The 20399-nt window shown below is 67.0% G+C and carries 19 protein-coding genes and 1 tRNA gene; 4 read left to right on the top strand and 16 right to left on the bottom strand.

Translation table 11 applies throughout. The annotated features are described in order from the left end of the window. Positions 1-15 precede the first annotated feature (15 nt). The 4 genes from LGN17_RS10435 to LGN17_RS10420 form a co-directional block, all read right to left on the bottom strand. Positions 16-1437 (bottom strand): amino acid permease, encoded by a 1422-nt coding sequence (locus LGN17_RS10435; RefSeq protein ID WP_226196574.1) that lies wholly within the window; start codon positions 1435-1437, stop codon positions 16-18. Positions 1438-1528: 91 nt separating this feature from the next. Further along, positions 1529-2599 carry a porin gene (locus tag LGN17_RS10430; RefSeq protein ID WP_413227018.1) on the bottom strand — a complete coding sequence of 357 codons (1071 nt, stop codon included), beginning with the start codon at positions 2597-2599 and terminating at the stop codon, positions 1529-1531. Positions 2600-2669: 70 nt separating this feature from the next. Continuing rightward, positions 2670-3056 carry a RidA family protein gene (locus LGN17_RS10425; protein ID WP_226196571.1) on the bottom strand — a complete coding sequence of 129 codons (387 nt, stop codon included), beginning with the start codon at positions 3054-3056 and terminating at the stop codon, positions 2670-2672. A 32-nt stretch (positions 3057-3088) separates the two neighbouring features. Beyond that, positions 3089-4303, bottom strand: coding sequence for an amino acid aminotransferase (locus LGN17_RS10420; RefSeq protein WP_226196569.1), 1215 nt, complete (start codon positions 4301-4303; stop codon positions 3089-3091). Positions 4304-4494: 191 nt separating this feature from the next. On the opposite strand from LGN17_RS10420, the gene LGN17_RS10415 reads away from it, so the two are divergent. From LGN17_RS10415 to cysC, 3 genes are all read left to right on the top strand, one after another. Further along, on the top strand, positions 4495-4977 hold the full coding sequence (locus tag LGN17_RS10415) for an Lrp/AsnC family transcriptional regulator (RefSeq protein WP_174917730.1): 483 nt from the start codon (positions 4495-4497) through the stop codon (positions 4975-4977). Between the two features lie 82 nt (positions 4978-5059). After that, a tRNA-Val gene (locus LGN17_RS10410) sits at positions 5060-5134 on the top strand. 329 nt (positions 5135-5463) lie between these two features. After that, the gene (cysC, locus tag LGN17_RS10405) at positions 5464-6033 is read left to right on the top strand and encodes an adenylyl-sulfate kinase (protein ID WP_226196566.1); all 570 of its coding nucleotides are present in this window, start codon (positions 5464-5466) and stop codon (positions 6031-6033) included. A gap of 31 nt (positions 6034-6064) precedes the next feature. Here cysC and LGN17_RS10400 read toward each other — a convergent pair whose 3' ends face one another. The 11 genes from LGN17_RS10400 to LGN17_RS10350 all read right to left on the bottom strand — a co-directional run bounded on the left by LGN17_RS10400 (position 6065) and on the right by LGN17_RS10350 (position 18700). Then, positions 6065-7501, bottom strand: coding sequence for an aspartate aminotransferase family protein (locus LGN17_RS10400; RefSeq protein WP_226196564.1), 1437 nt, complete (start codon positions 7499-7501; stop codon positions 6065-6067). A 37-nt stretch (positions 7502-7538) separates the two neighbouring features. After that, a complete protein-coding gene (locus LGN17_RS10395; RefSeq protein ID WP_226196561.1) occupies positions 7539-8876 on the bottom strand; it encodes a glutamine synthetase family protein in 1338 nt (445 codons plus the stop codon). A 12-nt stretch (positions 8877-8888) separates the two neighbouring features. Continuing rightward, a complete protein-coding gene (locus LGN17_RS10390; RefSeq protein WP_226196559.1) occupies positions 8889-9695 on the bottom strand; it encodes a gamma-glutamyl-gamma-aminobutyrate hydrolase family protein in 807 nt (268 codons plus the stop codon). A gap of 758 nt (positions 9696-10453) precedes the next feature. Further along, entirely contained in the window at positions 10454-11251 is a 798-nt protein-coding gene (hutG, locus tag LGN17_RS10385) for an N-formylglutamate deformylase (protein WP_226196556.1), read from the bottom strand. Between the two features lie 59 nt (positions 11252-11310). Beyond that, entirely contained in the window at positions 11311-12687 is a 1377-nt protein-coding gene (locus LGN17_RS10380) for a formimidoylglutamate deiminase (protein WP_226196554.1), read from the bottom strand. A 4-nt stretch (positions 12688-12691) separates the two neighbouring features. Next, the gene (gene hutI, locus LGN17_RS10375; RefSeq protein ID WP_226196551.1) at positions 12692-13915 is read right to left on the bottom strand and encodes an imidazolonepropionase; all 1224 of its coding nucleotides are present in this window, start codon (positions 13913-13915) and stop codon (positions 12692-12694) included. 4 nt (positions 13916-13919) lie between these two features. Next, positions 13920-14531, bottom strand: a complete 612-nt coding sequence (locus LGN17_RS10370) for a HutD family protein (RefSeq protein ID WP_226196548.1) — start codon at positions 14529-14531, stop codon at positions 13920-13922. Between the two features lie 2 nt (positions 14532-14533). Beyond that, positions 14534-16222: a urocanate hydratase gene (gene hutU, locus LGN17_RS10365; RefSeq protein WP_027786936.1), complete on the bottom strand. Its 1689-nt coding sequence runs from the start codon at positions 16220-16222 to the stop codon at positions 14534-14536. Between the two features lie 39 nt (positions 16223-16261). Further along, a complete protein-coding gene (gene hutC / locus LGN17_RS10360; protein ID WP_059578316.1) occupies positions 16262-16957 on the bottom strand; it encodes a histidine utilization repressor in 696 nt (231 codons plus the stop codon). Between the two features lie 4 nt (positions 16958-16961). Beyond that, a complete protein-coding gene (hutH, locus tag LGN17_RS10355; RefSeq protein ID WP_226196545.1) occupies positions 16962-18485 on the bottom strand; it encodes a histidine ammonia-lyase in 1524 nt (507 codons plus the stop codon). Between the two features lie 59 nt (positions 18486-18544). After that, a complete protein-coding gene (locus tag LGN17_RS10350) occupies positions 18545-18700 on the bottom strand; it encodes a hypothetical protein (RefSeq protein WP_226196543.1) in 156 nt (51 codons plus the stop codon). On the opposite strand from LGN17_RS10350, the gene LGN17_RS10345 reads away from it, so the two are divergent. After that, a complete protein-coding gene (locus LGN17_RS10345; RefSeq protein WP_226196541.1) occupies positions 18699-19619 on the top strand; it encodes a glutamate/aspartate ABC transporter substrate-binding protein in 921 nt (306 codons plus the stop codon). The genes LGN17_RS10350 and LGN17_RS10345 overlap by 2 nt on opposite strands. A gap of 21 nt (positions 19620-19640) precedes the next feature. Here the strand turns inward: LGN17_RS10345 and LGN17_RS10340 are convergent, their stop codons facing one another. Next, complete coding sequence (locus LGN17_RS10340; RefSeq protein WP_226197145.1) at positions 19641-20396, bottom strand: 4'-phosphopantetheinyl transferase family protein; 756 nt, start codon at positions 20394-20396, stop codon at positions 19641-19643. Positions 20397-20399: the final 3 nt, after the last annotated feature.

Here is a 20399-nt window from a genome sequence, read left to right as displayed (position 1 = left end):
GCACCCACCGCTACGTCACAACTTCGCGTCGGGCTGGAGTACCGGCTGCGCACGCCGATACCACACCGCGTACACGACCGACAGCGCAACCAGGAACGGAATGCCGAAGATCAGCGTCATGTGGAATTCCGCCGTGAAGTAGGTCGTCACCATCACCGCGAGCATCAGGCCCGCGCCGAGCAGCGTCAGCAGCGGAAAACCGCGCATCCGGAACGCGGGCGCCGGCAAGCCGAGCGCCGCCCGGCGACGCCGGAAACAATAGTGCGTGACGAAGATCATCATCCACGTGAACAGCGCGCCGAACATCGACACCGCCATCATGATCGTGAACGACGCGTCCGGATACAGCACGCTCAGCACGGTCGCCAGCGCGATGCCGAGCGTCGACAGCATCAGCGCGCCGAACGGCACGCCGCGTGCGTTCACTTCGCCGAGCGCCTTCGGCGCATGGCCCGCACGCGACAGGCTGAACATCATCCGCGTCGTGATGTAGAGCTGGCTGTTCATCGCGGACAGCGCGGCGATCAGCACGACGAAGTTGATCAGCCCGGCCGCGCCCGGCAGGTGAATCGCCTCCATCACTTTCACGAACGGGCTTTCGTCGCGCCCCGCCGCCGTCCATGGCACGATCGCGAGCATCAGCGCGAGCGTGACGAGGTAGAACAGCACGAGCCGCACGATCGTCGAGCGGAACGCACGCGTGACCGCGCGCTCGGGATCCTCGGCTTCACCGGCCGCGACCGCGATCATCTCGATGCTCAGGTAGCTGAAGATCGACACGATCACCGCGACCCACGTGCCCCACGCCCCCTTCGGAAAGAAGCCGCCGTGATCGGTGTAATGGTGGAATCCCGCGCGTGCGGCGCCGTCGCCGACCAGCCCCGGATTGCCGAACACGACATAGGCGCCGAGCAGGATGAAGGCAACGATCGCCGCGATCTTCACGACCGAGAAGCCGTACTCCACCGCGCCGAACACGTCGACGCTGCGCGCATTGACGAACACCAGCAGCGCGGAGAACCCGACGATCCACAGCCAGCCCGGCACGCCCGGGAACCAGTACTTCATGTACAGCGCGATCGCGGTGACCTCGGTGCCGACCGCGAGCACGATGCACGCCCAGTACGCGTAGCGCACGAGGAATCCGGCCCACGGGCTCACGTAATGTTCGGCATACGCGCCGAACGAACCGGAGGTCGGGTGCGCGACCGTCATCTCCGCGAGACAGCCCATCAGCAGCAGCGAGATGAACGCGCCGATCGCGTAGCTCACGAGTACGCTCGGGCCCGCGAAGCCGATCGCGAAGCCGCTGCCGAGAAAGAGACCGGTGCCGATGGCGCCGCCGATCGCGATCATCGCCATCTGCCGTGCGGAAAGCGTGCGACGCAGGCCCTGCTCGCGCGCCGCGATATGCTGGAATTGCCCTTCTGGTTGCATCGAATGACCTCGTTCGAAAGCGATTGTCCGGTCGGAACGTCGACGGCGCGCGGGCCGGTGCCGGACCGGCCGGCCGCTGCGCGCCGCGTGCTCAGAACAGGTGGCGCAGGCCGGCCGCCACGCCGGTCTGGTTGCCGCGTCCGGGCAATTCCGTGAACGCGCCGCCCGTCACGCGGTTGTAGTCGAGCGTCGCGTAGACCTGCGTTGCCTTCGACAAAGCGTACTCGGCCTCAAGCACGCCCGTATAGCGCTTGCCGCCGTTGCCGGCGACGCCGTTGACGTCGCGGATGTCGTCGTAATACGCGACGCCCGTCACCGACACGGCCGGCGTGACCTTGACGCTCGCGCCCGTGTAGAAGATCGCGTCGCGACGCGGGTTGTCCGCGAATGCACCGTAGGTCACGTCGCGGCCCGGCGCGTTCAGCAACTGCTGGTCGAGCATGCCCGTGCGGTCGATGCCGCCGAGATAGCCCGCGTACAGGGTCGCCGCGCCGAACGCGTAGCGTGCGCCCGCGCCCCACGCCTGCTGCGCGCGGCTGTTCAGGTCGCGCACCTGCTGGTACGTCGCGCCGACCATCAGCCCGCCCTGCGTGTACGACACGTGCGTGCCCCAGTACGCATTCGCGCCGAGGCTGCCCGCGACGCCACCGAAGCCGTAGCTCGCGCCGACGTTCAGCCCGCCGAACGTGCCGTCGTAGCTGACGACGTTGCTCGCACGCCCTTGCGTGAGGAAATACGGCCACATGTTGGCCGTGTAGTTGCCGACCGTCAGCGGATCGAGATCGCCGAACAGGTTGAACGCCTCGGTCGCCTGGCGGCCGAGCTTCACGGTACCCCAATCGCTCGCGAGGCCGACATACGCGTCGCGGCCGAACAGCGCGCCGTCGAGTTGCCCGTTCTGCGGCTCGAAACCGCTCTCCAGCCGGAAGATCGCCTGCAGCCCGCCGCCGAGCGCCTCGCTGCCCTTCAGCCCCCAGCGGCTGTTCGTGATCGCGCCGTTGGTCATCTGCACGCTGGCATCGTTCGACGCGTCGGCATGCGTCGTATAGCGAATGCTCTGGTCGACGATCCCGTACAGCGTCACGCTGCTCTGCGCCATCGCACCGCTCGCGGCAAGCGCACCCGTCATCATTGGTAGTGCGAATCGATTGATTGTCCTCATGTTCTCCTCCAGTCCTGCTCTTGTTTATTGATGATTGCGTGAATGCACACCGCGCAATGCGGTGTTCCTGCTAGGTGCGCGCCGCGGGCAGCGCGACGTACGCGACGAGTTCGACGCGCATCGCCGGATGGGCGAAACCCTGTACGCCGACGCACGTCCGGTTCGGATACGGTTCGCGGAAGTGGCGCCGGTATTCGGTATCGAATTCGGGCATGGCGTTCACGTCGGACAGGTAGACAAGCACCTGCGCGACGTCGTCCATCGTCGCGCCGGCCGCCGCGACGGCCTTCGCGAGATTCGCGAGCGTAATGCGCGCCTGTTCGCCCATCGTGTCGCCGGCAATCGCGCCGGACGCGTCGACCGGCCCGTGCCCCGTAAACATCAACCCGCCCGCGCGGGTCGCCCACGAGAACGGTTGCGCGAGTTGCGGCAGGTCGACCGGGATCGTTTCAGCCATCGTGTCCTCCTTTTGGATCGGGGTCGAGAAATTCAGGCGGCCTGCCGCGACGCGCCGCCGAGCACGTCGGCGATCGCGTTCGCGACGTGGTCGACGTTTGCATCGTTCAGGCCCGCGATGCACATGCGCCCTGAGCGCAGCAGATAGACGCCGTGCGAGGCACGCAACCGGTCGACGTCGGTCGCGGCCATGCCCGTGTAGCTGAACATCCCGCGCTGCGTGACGAGTGCATCGAACGCGCGGTCCGGCAGCCGCGCGTCGAGCCGGGCCTTCAGTTCGCCGCGCATCCGCTTGATGCGCGCGCGCACCTGCGCGACCTCGTCGTCCCAGCGCACGCGCAACGCGTCGTCGTTCAGCACGGTCGACACGAGTTGTGCGCCGAACAGCGGCGGGCTCGAATAGGTGCGACGCACGCCGGCCTGCAACTGGCTCAGCACGGTCGCGGCCTCGCCCGCGTTCGCGCAGACGACCGACAGCCCGCCGACACGCTCGCCGTACAGCGAGAAGTTCTTCGAAAACGAATTGCCGACGATCGCGGGCAGCCCGGCATCGACGATCGCGCGCACAGCCCACGCGTCGTCGGCGAGACCGTCGCCGAACCCCTGGTATGCCATGTCGAGGAACGGAATCAACCCGCGCCGCGCGAGCACGTCGATCACCGCGCGCCATGCGTCGCGGTCGAGGTCGAGCCCCGTCGGGTTGTGGCAGCACGGCTGCAGCAGCACGACGCTGCGCGCCGGCAACGCATCGAGCGTGGTGAGCATCGCGTCGACGCGGATGCCGTTGCGCAACGCGTCGTAGTACGGATACGTGTGCACATCGAGGCCGGCGGCCGAGAAGATCACGCGGTGGTTGTCCCACGTCGGGTCGCTGATCCAGATCGCGCTGTCGGGGAAATAACGCTTCACGAATTCCGCGCCGAGCCGGATCGCGCCCGATCCGCCGAGCGTCTGCAGCGTCGCGATGCGCCCTTCCGCGAGCGCCGCGCAGTCGTCGCCGAACACGAGGCGCTGCACACCCTGCCGGTACGCGGCGAGCCCTTCCATCGGCAGGTACGTGTGCGGCGCACCGGCCTCGCGTAGCCGCGCGGCCGCGATGCCGGTGCTGTCGAGGACCGGAATCCGGCCCGAGTCGTCGTAGTAGAGGCCGATGCTCAGGTTGACCTTGTGCGGATGCGCATCCTGCTGGAATGCCTGGAACAGCGACAGGATCGGATCGCCCGGGTAGGCGGGAATGTGTTCGTACATGGCGGAATGACGGTAAAGGTTGAAGGCGGCGGGACAACCGGAGGCATCACGTTGCGTCGGGATGAGCGGCCAGGACATGGGGCGCATGTTATCGAGGACGAAATAGAATGAGCTTCACTTTTCGATGACGAACCTGCCAGATTTCAGTAAAGTCTGCGGATCTCATCTAAAAATTCACCGGATTCTGCGAAATGACCCTGGATCGAACCGACATGCGGATCCTCCGGCACCTCGAACGGGACGGACGCATCAGCAATCAGGACCTCGCGAACGCGGTCGCACTGTCGCCGTCGGCATGCCTGCGGCGCGTGAAACTGCTGGAGGAACGTGGCGCCATTGCCGGGTATCGCTGCGCGATCGAGCCGAAGAAGGTCGGTGTCGCGTTCGAGGCGCTCGTGCATGTGTCGATGCGGCCGGACGTACCCGAGTGGCACGACCGGTTCGTGGAGGCGATCCAGCAGTGGCCGGAGGTCATCGCGGCGCAGATCGTCACGGGCGGGTCGAACTACGTGCTGACGGTGCGCGCGCGCGACCTCGATCACTATTCGGATTTCGTGATCAACCGTCTGCACCGCGCCGCGGGCGTGATGTCGATCAACTCGAGCATCGTGCTCGCGACGCTCAAGCGCGACGGGTCGATCCTCGATCTCGTCGAGCCGTCCACGGCCGGCTGACCGGTCGTTGCGCGGGTCTGGAAAAAATTTGCAGAAAGGGCTTTACGAACCCCAAAAGCTCTGACATAATTTCAGCTTCTTTGGGCGGTTAGCTCAGCGGTAGAGCACTGCCTTCACACGGCAGGGGTCACTGGTTCGATCCCAGTACCGCCCACCAAAGAATTCAAGGCCCTGCGTCTCATGACGCAGGGCCTTTTCGTTTTGGCGTCGCTGATTTCATGACTGGATCGCCCGAGTTGGCACGACGCCACCAATTCATGCCGAACGCCGCGCATCGCACGCGCACACCACACATCCCCAACCTCTCGATTGCGCGGCACCGCACCGCGTCGCCCCAACAATCGAGTATTCGTAATACGCGGTAACTAATCTGTAACATCTATCTGCTAGTGGCTGAATAGAATCGACCCACAATAACGGCCGACCGAGGCGGCGCCGGCCCCCACTCCAGTCAACACGACCGGGTGAGCAGGATCACGGCACAACGTGACCCGTGCGCACCGTTCCGACGAAGCCAAGACACTGTCCACGTCACACACCTTGTGGTTAACCGGCCTGAGCGGCGCCGGCAAATCTACTCTTTCGCGCCAGGTCGCTGCCCACCTTCGCGAACACCAGATTCCCGTATGCATTCTCGACGGCGACGAACTCCGCACGGGCGTGTCGCCCGATCTAGGCTTCACGCGCGAAGACCGCGCAGAGAACTGTCGACGCACGGCCGAAATAGCGAAGCTGCCGAACGCCCAGGGGATCACGGTGATCGTTGCGCTGATCTCGCCCTACGCCGCGGACCGGCAACTTGCACGAGACATCATCGGCAGCGAGCGCTTCGTGGAAATCTACTTGCAGACCGACATCGAGACCTGCTCTGCCCGCGATCCAAAGCGCCTCTACGCAAAAGCGATGACCGGCCAGACACGCCAGTTCACCGGCATTTCCGATCCATACGAAGCACCTGTCTCCGCCGACCTCGTCCTCGAGACCGGAACGACGACCATCACGGCTTGCGTCGCACGCATCATCGAATTCGATCTGCAGCGCTACGACCACGTGTAACCATGGTGGGCGCGACGACGACTCACGCGGACTACCCCACCCGCTCCGCCGTCGCATCGAACGCGCGCTTCGCCTTGTCGACGATCTCGTCGACCTCCGCCTCGCGAATCACGAGCGGCGGCGACAGCAGCATCCGGTCGCCGGTCGCGCGCATGATCAGGTTGCCGTTGAAGCAGAAGTCGCGGCAGATCGTGCCGATATCGACGTTCGCACCGAACCGCTCGCGCCGGTTCCGGTCGCGCGCAAGCTGAACGCCCGCGACCAGCCCCGCTCCCGCAATCTCACCGACGATCGGATGACTGCCCAGCGCATCGCGCAGCCGACGCTGGAAGTACGGCCCGATATCGTTCTTCACGCGCTCGACGATCCCTTCGTCGCGCAGCAGCTTCAGGTTCGCGACCGCGACGGCCGCTGCAACCGGGTGGCCCGAGTACGTGAGGCCGTGGTTGAATTCGCCGTTGTCGATGATCGGTCGCGCCACGCGCTCGTGAATGCCGACGGCGCCCATCGGCACGTAGCCCGACGTGAGGCCCTTCGCCATCGTGATCAGATCGGGCTCGAAGCCGAAATGCTGGTGTGCGAACCATTCGCCGGTGCGGCCGAAGCCGCCGATCACTTCGTCGGCCACCAGCAGGATGTCGTACTTGCGGCAGATCCGCTGGATTTCCGGCCAGTACGTCGACGGCGGGAAGATCACGCCGCCCGCGCCCTGGAACGGCTCGCCGATGAACGCGGCGACGTTCTCCGCGCCGAGTTCGAGGATCTTCGCTTCGAGCTGCTGTGCGCGGGCCAGGCCGAACGCTTCCGGCGTTTCGCCGGCGGCCGCTTCGCCGAAGAAATACGGCTGGTCGATATGCACGATGTGCTCGACCTTCGACGGCATCTGCTCGTGCATGTAACCCATCCCGCCGAGCGTGCCGCCGGCGATCGTCGAGCCGTGATAGCCGTTCTTGCGCGAGATCACATATTTCTTCTGCGGCTGGCCCTGCACGCGCCAGTACTGGTGCACGAGGCGCAGCACGGTGTCGTTGCCTTCCGAGCCGCTGTTGCAATAGAAGAAATGGTTGAAGCTGGCGGGCGTGACTTCCGCGAGCATCGCGGAAAGCTCGATCACCGGCGGGTGCGTGGTCTTGAAGAACGTGTTGTAGAACGGCAATTCCTGGAGCTGGCGATACGCGGCGTCGGCGAGTTCCTTGCGGCCGTAGCCGACGTTCACGCACCAGAGGCCGGCCATCCCGTCGATCACCTTGTTGCCGTCCGAATCCCACAGGTAGACGCCGTCGGCCTTCACGATCACGCGGCTGCCCGCGCGGTTCAGCGCGCCCATGTCGGAGAACGGGTGAATGTGGTGCGCGGCATCGAGCGCGCGGTATTCGGCGGTCGTGCGTGCCTGCGTCGCGCGGGGCGCTGCGGCCGTGGCGCTCGGCGCGGCCGGCTGGATCCAGGCAGAGTCGTTGCGGTAAGTCATGTTTCCTCCGTGATTCCGTATTCGGTTGTGTGCACGCTCAGACGTGCAGCAGAAGATGGCGGCGTTCCCACGAGCTGATCACGCGGAAGAACGCTTCGTATTCGGTTTCCTTCAGCGCCAGATAGGCCTTCACGAACTTGTCGCCGAGAATGCCGGCCAGGGGTGCGCAGGCCGCCATCAGCGAGATGCCCTCCTCGAGATTGCGCGGCAGCTGGTACGGCAGGTTGTAGCCGTCCGACGCGATCGGCTCGGTCGGTGCAAGCTGCTGGGTCAAGCCGAGATAGCCGGCCGCGAGCGTCGCGGCGAACGCAAGGTACGGGTTGCAGTCGACGCCCGGGATCCGGTTCTCGATACGGCGCGCCGACGGGTCCGACTGCGGGATGCGGAAGCCGACCGTACGGTTGTCGTAGCCCCACTGCACGTTGATCGGCGCAGCCATGAAGCGCGACAGGCGGCGATACGAGTTGATGTACGGCGCGAAGATCGGCATCAACGCGGGCGTGTACTTCTGCAGCCCCGCGAGATAGCTGTGGAACATCGGCGACACGGCGCCGTCCTCGTCGGAGAACAGGTTGCGCCCCGTGCGCGCATCGGCCAGGCTCTGGTGGATATGCATCGCCGAGCCCGGCTCGTCCTGCATCGGCTTCGCCATGAAGGTCGCGTACATGTTGTGGCGCAGCGCCGCCTCGCGCACGGTGCGCTTGAACAGGAACACCTGGTCGGCCAGCGACAGCGCATCGCCGTGCATGAAGTTGATCTCCATCTGCGCGGCGCCGACCTCGTGGATCAGCGTCTCGATATCGAGCCCCTGCATCTCGCAGTATTCGTAGATGTCCTCGAACAGCGAATCGAACTCGTTCACGGCCTCGATCGAATACGACTGCCGGCCGGTCTCCGCACGCCCGGTGCGGCCGACGGGCGGACGCAGCGGCAGGTCGGGATCAGCGTTCACGTCGACGAGATAGAACTCGAGCTCGGGCGCAACGACCGGCTGCCAGCCTTTCGCCTGGTACAGGTCGAGCACGCGTCGCAGCACGTAGCGTGGCGAGATCTCGACCGGCGAGCCGTCGAAGTGCACGCAGTCGTGAATCACCTGCGCGGTGGGATCGACGGCCCACGGAATCAGGCAGATCGTCGACGGATCGGGCACGCACACCATGTCGGGATCGGTCACGCCGGTCAGCGTGCCGTCTTCCGGATAGTCGCCGGTGACGGTCTGCACCATCACGGCCTGCGGCAGGCGCATCGATTCGCCGGATTCGAACTTGTTGCGCGGAATGATCTTGCCGCGCGCAATGCCGGCCATGTCGGGAATGATCGCCTCGACCTCGGTGATGCGGTGCTGTCGCAGGAATTCGCTCAGTTCGGGTTGCATGATCGGCCTCTATCAGTCGACGTCGGATGCGGCCGGCGACGGCATCGCGCCACCGGCTGCATGAATGCGATGCGTCATGCGCGCGCGGCACGCCGCGCCGAATGCCGCGAAGATGTCGCGCGACAGCGGCTGTTCCGCGTAGCGCCATTCGGGATGCCACTGCACGCCGAGCGCGAACGCGCGTGCGCCGCGCACACTGACGGCCTCGACCAGCCCGTCGGGTGCGCTGGCTTCGACGACGAGCCCCGCGCCGAGCTGCGCGATGCCCTGGTCGTGCAGCGAATTGACCGTCGCCTCCTGCGCGCCGTGCGCGACCCGCTGCAGCAGGCCGCCCGGCGCGAACCGCACGACATGCGCGGGACCGTACTGCCGTTCGAGCGGATCGGCGGGCCGCTCGCGGTGATCGTCGAAGCCGGTCGTCGCGTGCAGCCGCTGATGCAGCGTGCCGCCGTAGGCGACGTTCAGCTCCTGCATGCCACGACAGATCGCGAGCACGGGCACGCCCGCATCGATCGCCGCACGGATCAGCGGCAACGCGGTCGCGTCGCGCGCGGGATCGTGCAGCGTGTCGGGCGCGCTCGCGGCGCCGCCGTAGTGATGCGGTTCGACGTTCGAATAACTGCCGGTCAACAGCAACCCGTCGATCGCCGCGACGATCGCGTCGGCCGGCTGGCGCGCGCCGAGCGCGGGCAGCACGAAGGCGAGCGCGCCGGCGCCGTCGACGAGTGCGGCCAGGTACTTCTCCCCCGCCGCGTGGTTCGGATGCGCACCGCGCAGGATGCGGTCGGCGGTGACGGCTACGATCGGGCGCGCACGCATGGGTGTCTCTCCGGTAATCGCGCGCGATACGTCCGCACGCGGGACGATGAAGGGTCGCGCCGGCGCCGCACGCGCGCACCACGACGCGACGCATGCCCATGCGCGACCCTGCCGCGCGGACGATGCGGCATCAGGCGGTGCGACTCGGAACGGAAGCGGAAAACGACGCTAGGGCAACAACGATGCGCTGCCGTCGCACTGCACCGCGCTGAAGACGTGCGCGGTCACGAGATTGAAGCGGCGCAGGCCGCGATGGGAAATGGCGAAGCAACGAGGCTTGCGCAAAGGGGCGGCTCGCGTGCCGCGATCAGCATGCCGGATCGGCCCGGCCTGAGGCGGCGCGCCCGCCGACGGACTTCGCGTCCGGCGTATCGAAGGGCTGGCGGCTTTCACGATCGTACTCGACTGACTGATGAATGCAGGACACGTGTCGCAACGAAGCGCATGCCGCAATGCCGCGCGGCGACACGTCGGCGAGGCGTCTCGCGGCGCATTCCGGCGCGGTGCGGCCACGATCGATGGCCCCGCCGCACGTGCGCGCGTGACGATTTCCTGACATTCAGCTTATATCACCTAAAAATGGCGTCAAATTTTCAGGTGCCGATGACGACATCGGTCAGACTAAAGCCACACGAAAAAAACGGCATCGATCCCGTGGATCGATGCCGCGTGGTGCATTGCATCGGTGCGGCAGGCTGCGTGCCGGCGGGCTGCGGCGCACCTGCGCCACCGCGCTGCCGCATCCGAGCGGCCCGCGTTCAACGATGCGCGAGCGCGGTCTCGACGAGCGTCTGCAATAGCGGCACAATCCGCGCCGCGCGCGTTTCGTCATACGTGTAAGGGCGCGTCTCTTCCATGTAGGTGATCTGCGAGAGCTCGAGTTGCACGGCCTCGACGCCGGTATCGGGCACGCCATAGTGACGCGTGATGTAACCGCCCTTGAAGCGCCCGTTCGCGACAGCCGTATAGCCGCCATGTTCGAGCACGCGTGCGGCCAGCGCCTCTGCCAGGCCCGGTGCCGCACTCGCGCCGCTCGACGTGCCGAAGTTGAAGTCAGGCAGGCGGCCGTCGAAGAAGCGCGGCACGTGCGAGCGGATCGAATGCGCTTCCCACACAAGCACGCGGCCATGCTCGCGCTTCAGGCGCGCCACCTCGCTTTGCAGCGCCTCGTGATACGGCAGCCAGTAGCGGTCGCGGCGACGCATGACCTCGTCGTTGCCGGGCAGCGCGTTCGCCGGATACAGCGGCACCTTGTCGAACGTATCGACCGGCACGAGCCCCGTCGTGTCCTGCCCCGGGTACAGGTTCTCGTTGTCGGGCGGACGATTCAGGTCGACGACGTAACGCGCGTGCGAAGGTACGAGGATCGATGCGCCGAGGTCGGCCGCGAATCCGTACAGCCGTTCGAGATGCCAGTCGCAATCGTCGACGAAACGCGCGTCGGCCGTCATCGTCGCGGCGATGTCGGCGGGGATGTGCGTGCCTGCGTGCGGAATCGAGATCAGCAGCGGCAGCGTGCCCTGCTTCAGCGTGAATACAGCCGGTTGTTCAGTCATGTCACATCACCGTTGGAGGTCTGCCGGCGCACGCTTGCGGCGTGCGCCGGTTGCGCGCGTCAGCGCAGCAGTTGCGCCAGCGCGGCGCGGTAGTCGGCATACGCGGCGGTTTCGTCGCGATGACGGCGGCCGCTCACGACGCGCTCGCCGCCCGTGTAGACGTCGAGCACCGGCGTCTCGCCGTGTTCCGCGAACACGATACCCGACAACCACGACGTGCTGTCGTGTTCGGCGATCGCCGGATGATCGGGATCGAGCACGAGCCAGTCGGCGCGGCACCCTTCGCGCAGCGCACCGACGCGCCGCCCGCTGGCCTGCGCGCCGCCCGCAAGCGAAGCGTCGAACAGGCGATCGGCGACATGCGCCTGCGTATCGCTCGCCAGCACGTTGCGCGCGCGATGCACGAGCCGTTGCCCATATTCGAGCAGGCGCAATTCCGAGCGCCAGTCGACCGACGCGTGGCTGTCCGAACCAACGCCGATCACGCCGCCCTGCGCGAGATAGTCGACGGCCGGGAACACGCCGTCGCCGAGATTCGCTTCGGTCGTCAGGCACAGGCCCGCGACCGCGCGACGCTTCGCGAGCGCTGCCGTTTCGGCGGCGTCGACGTGCGTCGCGTGCACGAGACACCAGCGCGCATCGACGTCGAAGCGATCGAGCAGCCATTGCACGGGGCGCGCACCGTAGGCGCGCACGCAGTCGTCGACTTCGGCCGTCTGCTCGGCGATATGGATGTGCACGGGCGCATCGTCGGGCAGCCCATTCAGCAGCACGCGCAACCCGTTCTCGGATACTGCGCGCAGCGAGTGTGGTGCAACGCCGTAGCGCAGCCCGCCGTGCTCCGGTGCCACGCGACGCATCGCGTCGAGCAGTTCGAGCAGGCCGTCCGGCGTGTTGATGAAGCGGCGCTGGTCGTCACGCGGCGGCCTGTCGCCGAAGCCGGCGAACTGGTACGACACGGGCAGCATCGTGATGCCGATGCCGGCCGCGCGCGCGGCGTCGATCACGCGCGTGCCGAGTTCCGCGATCTGCGGATAACGCGAGCCGTCCTGCGTGTGATGCACGTAGTGGAATTCGCATACCGACGTGTAGCCGCACTTGAGCATCTCGACATACAGCCAGCGCGCGATTGCAGCGAGCGCGTCGGGCGTGATTTTCAGCGCGAAGCGGTACATCAGGTCGCGCCAGCTCCAGAAGCTGTCGGCCGGATTCGCACGGTATTCGGTGAGCCCCGCCATTGCGCGCTGGAACGCGTGCGAATGCAGGTTCGGCATGCCCGGCAGCACCGGCCCGGCCGCGCGCGCGACGCCCGCCGGCGCGTCGGTGTCGGGCGTCACTTCGGTCAGCGTGCCGGCCGCGTCCCAGCGCAGCAGTACATTACGGCGCCAGCCATCGGGCAGGTACGCATGGTCAGCAAACAACGTGGTGTCGGTCATGAGGCTATCCATTCATCCGGCGAAACACGGTCGTGCCGCCGCGTACGACCTGCTCGCACAGCGGCCGGCCGATCCAGTAGGCGAGCTCCGCCAGCGAGCCGGCCGACCACACGGCGAAGTCGGCCTGGCGGCCGACCTCGAGCGCGCCGTGGCGATCCGCGCGGCCGAGCGCCGCGGCCGCATGGCGCGTGACGCCCTGCAGCACCTCGGGCACCGTCATGCGGAACAGCGTGCAGCCCATGTTCAATGTCAGCAGCAGCGATTCGAGCGGCGACGTGCCGGGATTGTGATCGGTCGCGAGCGCGATCGGCACGCCGTGCTTGCGCAGCAGCTCGATCGGCGGCAGTTGCGTCTCGCGGATGAAGTAATACGCGCCGGGCAGCAGCACGGCAACCGTCCCCGCCGCCTTCATCGCCTCGATGCCGGCTTCGTCCAGAAATTCGAGGTGGTCGGCGGACAGTGCGCGATAACGCGCGGCAAGCGCCGTACCGCCCGCGTTCGATAGTTGCTCCGCATGCAGCTTCACGGGCAACCCTCGCCGCGTCGCGGCCTCGAACACGCGCTCGGTCTGCGCGAGCGAAAAGCCGATGCGTTCACAGAACACGTCGACCGCGTCGACGAGGCCTTCGTCGGCCAGCGCCGGCAGCATCCGGTCGCACACTTCGTCGATGTACGCGTCCGCACGGCCCGCATATTCGGGCGGCAGCGCGTGCGCGCCGAGGAACGTCGTGTAGACGGTGACCGGAAAGCGTTCGCCGAGCTGGCGTGCGACGCGCAGCATCTTGCGTTCGCTCGCGAGGTCGAGCCCGTAGCCCGACTTGATCTCGATCGCGCTCACGCCTTCGGCGAGCAACGGCTGCAGGCGTGCGGCGGCCTGCACGAACAGCGTCGTCTCGTCGGCCGCGCGCGTCGCGCGCACCGTCGACACGATCCCGCCGCCCTGCCGCGCGATTTCCTCGTAGCTGACGCCCGCGAGACGCTGCGCGAATTCGTCGGCGCGCGTGCCGCCGTATACGAGGTGCGTATGGCAGTCGACGAGGCCCGGCGTCACCCACGCGCCGTGCAGATCCTCGCGCTGCCAGTGGGCATAACCGTGCGGCAGCGCGGACAGTGCGCCGAGCCAGACGATCGTGCCGGTTTCGTCGACGGCGATCGCCGCGTCGTCGATCGTCTCGTCAGGATGGCCGTGCGGACACAGCCTCAGGTGATGCCAGACAGTCGGTTTCATGCGTTCAGTCTCGTTCGCCGATGGCGAGCGACACGGCGAGCAACGCGCCGCTGCCGCTCACGACGACGTCAAACGCACGCCGCGGCCCGTCGAGCCGCAACGTGTCCATTTCTTCCAGTGTGTAGTGCGTGCCGTCGATTTCAACGCCGACCGCACCGGCCGCGCAAAACAGCAGCACGGTATCGGCATGCTCGATGCGGTGCGCGCCTGTGCGCCACACGTCGAGCGCGCCGCGCGCGGCCGACCGGCGCGTCATCAGGTTGAAGTCGCGCGTCTCGCCGTCGTGCAGCGTCGCGTCGATCGCCGCCTCGCCAGCGAAATCCGCGCGGGTCAGCGGTGCGTCGAGCACGTGGCGGGCACCGCCTTCCTCGGCGAGCGTCATGCCCGCGCCGGACAGCAGCACCAGCGTGCGGTCGATCCCGTCGAAACGCGAGAACGGCCCGGCCGTGCCGACGTCGGCGACGCTCACGCGCCACGCGAACGCGTCGAGCGCGGCGCCCGGCGGGAACGCGCCGATTTCGCGCGTCACGCCACCGCCGTTCTTCCATGGCGACGCGACGAGATCCGCAGCGCGGATCATCGTCACGTTCACCGGCGCCTGGTGGAGCGCCGTCATGCTCAGCGGCCGAGCATCGGCAGCTTCAGGCCGGCTTCGCGGGCCGTCTGCTGCGCGAGTTCGTAGCCGGCATCCGCATGGCGCATCACGCCCGTCGCCGGATCGTTCAGCAGCACGCGGCCAAGACGCTCGTGCGCTTCGGCGGTACCGTCGGCGACGATCACGACACCCGAGTGCTGCGAGAAGCCCATCCCGACGCCGCCGCCATGGTGCAACGACACCCACGATGCGCCGCCTGCGGTGTTCAGCAGTGCGTTCAGGAGCGGCCAGTCGCTGACTGCGTCCGAACCGTCCTTCATCGATTCCGTCTCGCGGTTCGGGCTGGCGACCGAACCCGTATCGAGGTGGTCGCGGCCGATCACGATCGGCGCCTTCAGTTCGCCGTTCTTGACCATCTCGTTGAACGCCTGGCCGAGGCGATAGCGATCCTTCACGCCGACCCAGCAGATCCGTGCCGGCAGGCCCTGGAACGCAATGCGCTCACGCGCCATGTCGAGCCAGTTGTGCAGGTGCGGATCGTCGGGGATCAGTTCCTTCACCTTCTGGTCGGTCTTGTAGATGTCTTCCGGATCGCCCGACAGCGCGACCCAGCGGAACGGGCCCTTGCCTTCGCAGAACAGCGGGCGGATGTACGCCGGCACGAAGCCCGGGAAGTCGAATGCGTTCTCGACGCCCATTTCCAGCGCCATCTGGCGGATGTTGTTGCCGTAGTCGAGCGTCGCCGCGCCGCGTTCCTGCAGCGCCAGCATCGCGCGCACCTGGACGGCCATCGACTGCTTCGCGACCTTCACGATGCTCTGCGGATCGACCTTCTGCGCTTCGCGCCATTGCGCGACGGTCCAGCCTTGCGGCAGGTAACCGTTGATCGGGTCGTGCGCGCTCGTCTGGTCGGTCACGCAGTCCGGCGTGATGCCGCGCGTGACGAGTTCCGCGAACACGTCGGCCGCGTTGCCGAGCAAGCCAACCGACACCGGCTTGCCGGTGCGCTTCGCTTCCTCGATCATGCCGAGCGCCTCGTCAAGCGTCGTCGCCTTCTTGTCGACGTAGCGCGTCTTCAGGCGGAAGTCGATGCGGGTCTCGTCGCATTCGACCGCGATCATCGAGAAGCCGGCCATCGTCGCGGCCAGCGGCTGCGCACCGCCCATGCCGCCCAGGCCGCCCGTCAGGATCCAGCGGCCCGACGGATCGCCGTTGAAGTGCTGGTTCGCGACCGAGAAGAACGTTTCATAGGTACCCTGAACGATGCCCTGGCTGCCGATGTAGATCCAGCTGCCGGCCGTCATCTGGCCGTACATCATCAGGCCCTTGCGATCGAGCTCGTGGAAGTGATCCCAGTTCGCCCAGTGCGGCACGAGGTTCGAGTTCGCAAGCAGCACGCGCGGCGCATCCTTGTGCGTGCGGAACACACCGACCGGCTTGCCCGACTGGATCAGCAGCGTCTCGTTCTCTTCGAGATCCTTCAGCGACGCGAGGATCTGGTCGTAGCATTCCCAGTTGCGTGCCGCGCGGCCGATGCCGCCGTACACGACGAGCGCATGCGGATGCTCGGCGACTTCCGGATCGAGGTTGTTCTGGATCATCCGGTAGGCCGCTTCGGCCAGCCAGGTCTTGCAGACTTTCTCGCTGCCGCGCGGCGCGCGGATCGTGCGCGTGGGATCGAGACGGGGATCGATGTGTTTCGGATGGTTCATGACGACTGCTCCCGAAGGAAAATGACTATCAAATAGGAATCAGAAATGCCCGGTGAAGCGATAACGGCTGCCGGGATGCCACAGATTCGCCACCGAGGCGACGACGCCCTGCGACCAGGTGCGTCGATGTAAAACCAGACACGGCTCGACGTCGTCCATCCGCAGCTGCTCGCGCCGCTCCGGCGCCGGGGCCGCCGCTTCGATCCGGTACTCGACGCGCTGCAGCGGAGCCGCGCGCATCAGGTACAGGTTCGGCGTCGTGTTCGTGAAATCCTGCTCGGCGTAATCCGGCGCGACCGCCGGATTCACCCATCGTTCTTCGAGCTGCACGGGTTCGTCATTCTCGAAGTGCAGCACCTGCGAATGAAACAGCTTCGTGCGCACGGCCACCTGCATCTCGTCGGCGAGCGCCTCGTCGGCGCGGATCGTGTCGAGGCCGAGCACGCTGGCGCGATACGCATGCCCGCGTGCACCGACTTCCTCCGAGATGCTGCGGATCGCCACCAGCGTCGACTCGTACTTCGGCCGCGCGACGTAGGTGCCCGCACCCTTCATGCGCGTGAGCACCTGCTCGGCCGTCAACTCGCGCAGCGCGCGGTTGACGGTCATGCGCGCCACCTTGAATTCGCGCGCCAGCTCGTTCTCGGACGGCACCTGGTCGCCCTCCTCCCACTCGCCGGCGTGGATGCGGGCCAGGATGAAATCCTTGATCTCCTGGTAGACCGGCGCGCTCATTGGCTTACTGTTCCGACGCGAACGAGAACGGTGCGACCTTCGCGAACGCGCGCTCGCCGACGAGCTTCGCGACCGCAGCGATGTCCGGTGCGAAGTAGTGGTCGAGTTCGTAGTGCGCCACCTTGCTGCGGATCGTCTCCATCACCGGCGCGAGCTTCGGGCTCGTGTGGTGCGGCGCACGCAGGTCGACGCCTTGTGCGGCGGCCAGCAGTTCGATGGCGAGGATGTGCTTCGTGTTGTCCGCGATGTCGGCCAGCTTGCGCGCGGCGAACGTCGCCATCGACACGTGGTCTTCCTGGTTTGCCGAGGTCGGCAGCGAGTCGACCGAAGCCGGGTGCGCGAGCGTCTTGTTTTCCGATGCGAGTGCGGCCGCCGTCACGTGGGCGATCATGAAGCCCGAGTTCACGCCGCCGTCCTTCACGAGGAACGGGGGCAGGCCCGACAGCGTCGCGTCGATCAGGAGCGCGATGCGGCGTTCGGCCAGCGCGCCGATTTCCGCGGCGGCGAGCGCGAGGTTGTCGGCCGCGAATGCGACGGGTTCCGCGTGGAAGTTGCCGCCCGACAGCACTTCGCCGGTATCCGGGAAGATCAGCGGGTTATCCGACACGGCGTTCGCTTCGATCAGCAGCACGTCGGCCGCATGACGCATCTGGTCCAGGCACGCGCCCATCACCTGCGGCTGGCAGCGCAGGCTGTACGGATCCTGCACCTTGTCGCAGTCGCGGTGCGACTGGTTGATCGGCGAGCCGTCGAGCAGCTCGCGATACGACGCGGCGGCGTCGATCTGGCCTTGATGGCCGCGCAGTTCATGAATGCGGGCGTCGAACGGCTTCACCGAGCCGGCAGCCGCGTCGACCGACAGCGCACCCGCGACGAGCGCGGTGCGGTACAGGTCTTCGATCGCGAACATGTTGTCGAGCGCCAGCGCGGTCGATGCCTGCGTGCCGTTCAGCAGCGCGAGGCCTTCCTTCGCCTGCAGCGTCAGCGGCGCGAGGCCCGCGGCGCGCAGACCGTCGAGCGCGCTCGCACGCTCGCCGCGGATGAACACTTCGCCGACGCCCAGCAGCACGGCCGACATGTGCGCGAGCGGCGCGAGGTCGCCCGATGCGCCGACCGAGCCCTTCACCGGGATCAGCGGCAGCACGTCCGCGTTGAACAGCTTGATCAGCGCGTCCATCACTTCGCGACGGATGCCCGAGTGGCCGCGGCCGAGGCTCGACAGCTTCAGCGCCATCAGCAGACGCACCGACGAGCGCGCCATCGGCTCGCCGACGCCGACCGCGTGCGACAGCACGAGGTTCTTCTGCAGCAGTTCGAGCTGGTCGTGCGGGATGTGCGTGCTGGCCAGGCGGCCGAAGCCCGTGTTGATGCCGTAGGCCGGCTCGCCCTTCGCGGCGATGTCGGCGACGGCCTTTGCGCCGGCGTCGATCTTCGCGAAGCTGGCCGGATCGAGCGTCAGCTGCACGGATTCGCGTGCGATCTGGCGCAGTTGCGGGAGGGTGAGGTGGCCGGGGGTCAACGTAATCATGTGAGCAATCCTGTCTAGACAAGTTCGGAATGGATTGAAGTGTAGCTACGCCAACTTGTCTAGACAACCCGTTTTTCATCGATTTCGACTCGGGAGTTTCCCTGATGTCCGGCGCGGCCCGCCGCATCGGTCAGCGTGATCCGGTTCTTAACATTTGTTTCAGTTATTTTGTACTTGGCAACATACGGATCACCATCCGCCACGGAGACCGCCATGTCCTTCCCGTCCCGATTTGCCACCCGGTTCGGCCGCCCCCTGCTCTTCACCGCGTGCGTACTCGCATGCGGCGCGTCGCTCGCCGCGGAGCCGCTCTCGGGTACGCTCGAGAAGATCCGGCAGGGCAACCTGATCTCGATCGGCCACCGCGAAACGTCGGTGCCGTTCTCCTACGTCGATGCGAACGGCAAGGTCATCGGCTTCTCGCAGGACCTGTGCGACCGCGTGATCGCCGCGATGAAGGCGCGCACCGGCAAGCCCGACCTGCAGGTGCGCTTCATCCCCGTCACGTCGCAGAACCGCATCCCGCTCGTGCAGAACGGCACCGTCGATCTCGAATGCGGTGTCACCACGAACCTCGCCGCGCGTCACGCGCAGATCGCGTTCTCGACCACCTTCTTCGTTGCGACGACGCGCTTGCTCACGCGCACGCGCTCGGGCATCCGCGACTTTCCCGACCTCGCCGGCAAGACGGTCGTCACCAACCAGGGCACGACGTCCGAGCGCCTGCTGCGCAAGATGAACGAGGAAAAGAAGATGAACATGCGGATCATCAGCGCGAAGGACTACGGCGAAGGGCGCCTCACGCTCGAATCGGGCCGCGCGGTGGCGTACATGATGGACGACGTGCTGCTCGCGGGCGTGCGCCAGCTCGCCGCGAAGCCGGCCGACTGGCAGATCGTCGGCACGCCGCAATCGTCGGAAGCCTACGGGTTCATGCTGCGCAAGGACGATCCGCAGTTCAAGGCGCTCGTCGACGGCGTGCTGACGCAGTTGATGAAGCACGGCGAGATCGACGCGCTGTACGACAAGTGGTTCACGAAGCCGGTGCCGCCGAAGGGGCTGTCGTTCGACTTCGCGATGAACGACGCGATCAAGGCGCGCTACGCGGCACCGAACGACGCGCCGCTCGAATGAGCGCCGCGCGCTGATCCCGGCTCACGCACGCGTCCACGCGACGCACGCGGCGTAGCCGGGCGCCGCGTCGAGCCACGCCGCCTCAAACGCCGCGACACCGGCGGCGGGCGCGGCCGGGTCGACGATCGTCGTCGCCGGGGTCGCGACATCGCGCGGCGGCACGACCGCGAACGCGCTCAGCCCGCCGACGATGCCCGTGCCGAGCGCCTTGAGCAGCGCCTCTTTGGCACTCCAGACGCGCATGAATTCGCCGGCGCGCGCGGCCGCCGGCAGGCTGTCGAGATAGGCGGCCTCGGCCGGCGCGCAGACTTCGCGCGTCAGCGCGCGCCAGTCGGCCGCGCGATTGCAGCACTCGATATCGACGCCGACGCGGCCCGCGGGTGCCCACGCAAGCAACGCATGATCGCCCGCATGCGACACGTTGAAGTCGAGCAATGCACGGTGCACGCCGTCCAGCGACGGCCGCCCCGATGCGTCGACGACGATCGCCACCGCCTGCGGCGCGATGCCGAGGGCCGTGCCGAGCACATCGCGCAGCGCGGCACGGGTCGTGGCGCTGCGCACTGCATCCTCATGCCGCATGAAGCGCGCGGCACGCGCCCGCTCGTCATCGCTGAGCGCCGCATACGCGGGCGACGCAAGCGGCACGCGCCAGTCGAAATCGACACGTGCGATCCGCACGCCGGCGTGGGACGCCGCAGGCGGCGCATCAAGTTCGTGCACGCTCCAGGCGCGAGGTGTGTCGGACGGGGAAGCGAAATCGGGCGGGGCTGGCATCGA

Source organism: Burkholderia sp. AU30280 (assembly GCF_020420125.1).
Classification (GTDB): Bacteria; Pseudomonadota; Gammaproteobacteria; order Burkholderiales; family Burkholderiaceae; genus Burkholderia.
This window is presented reverse-complemented; position numbering and strand designations above follow the sequence as displayed.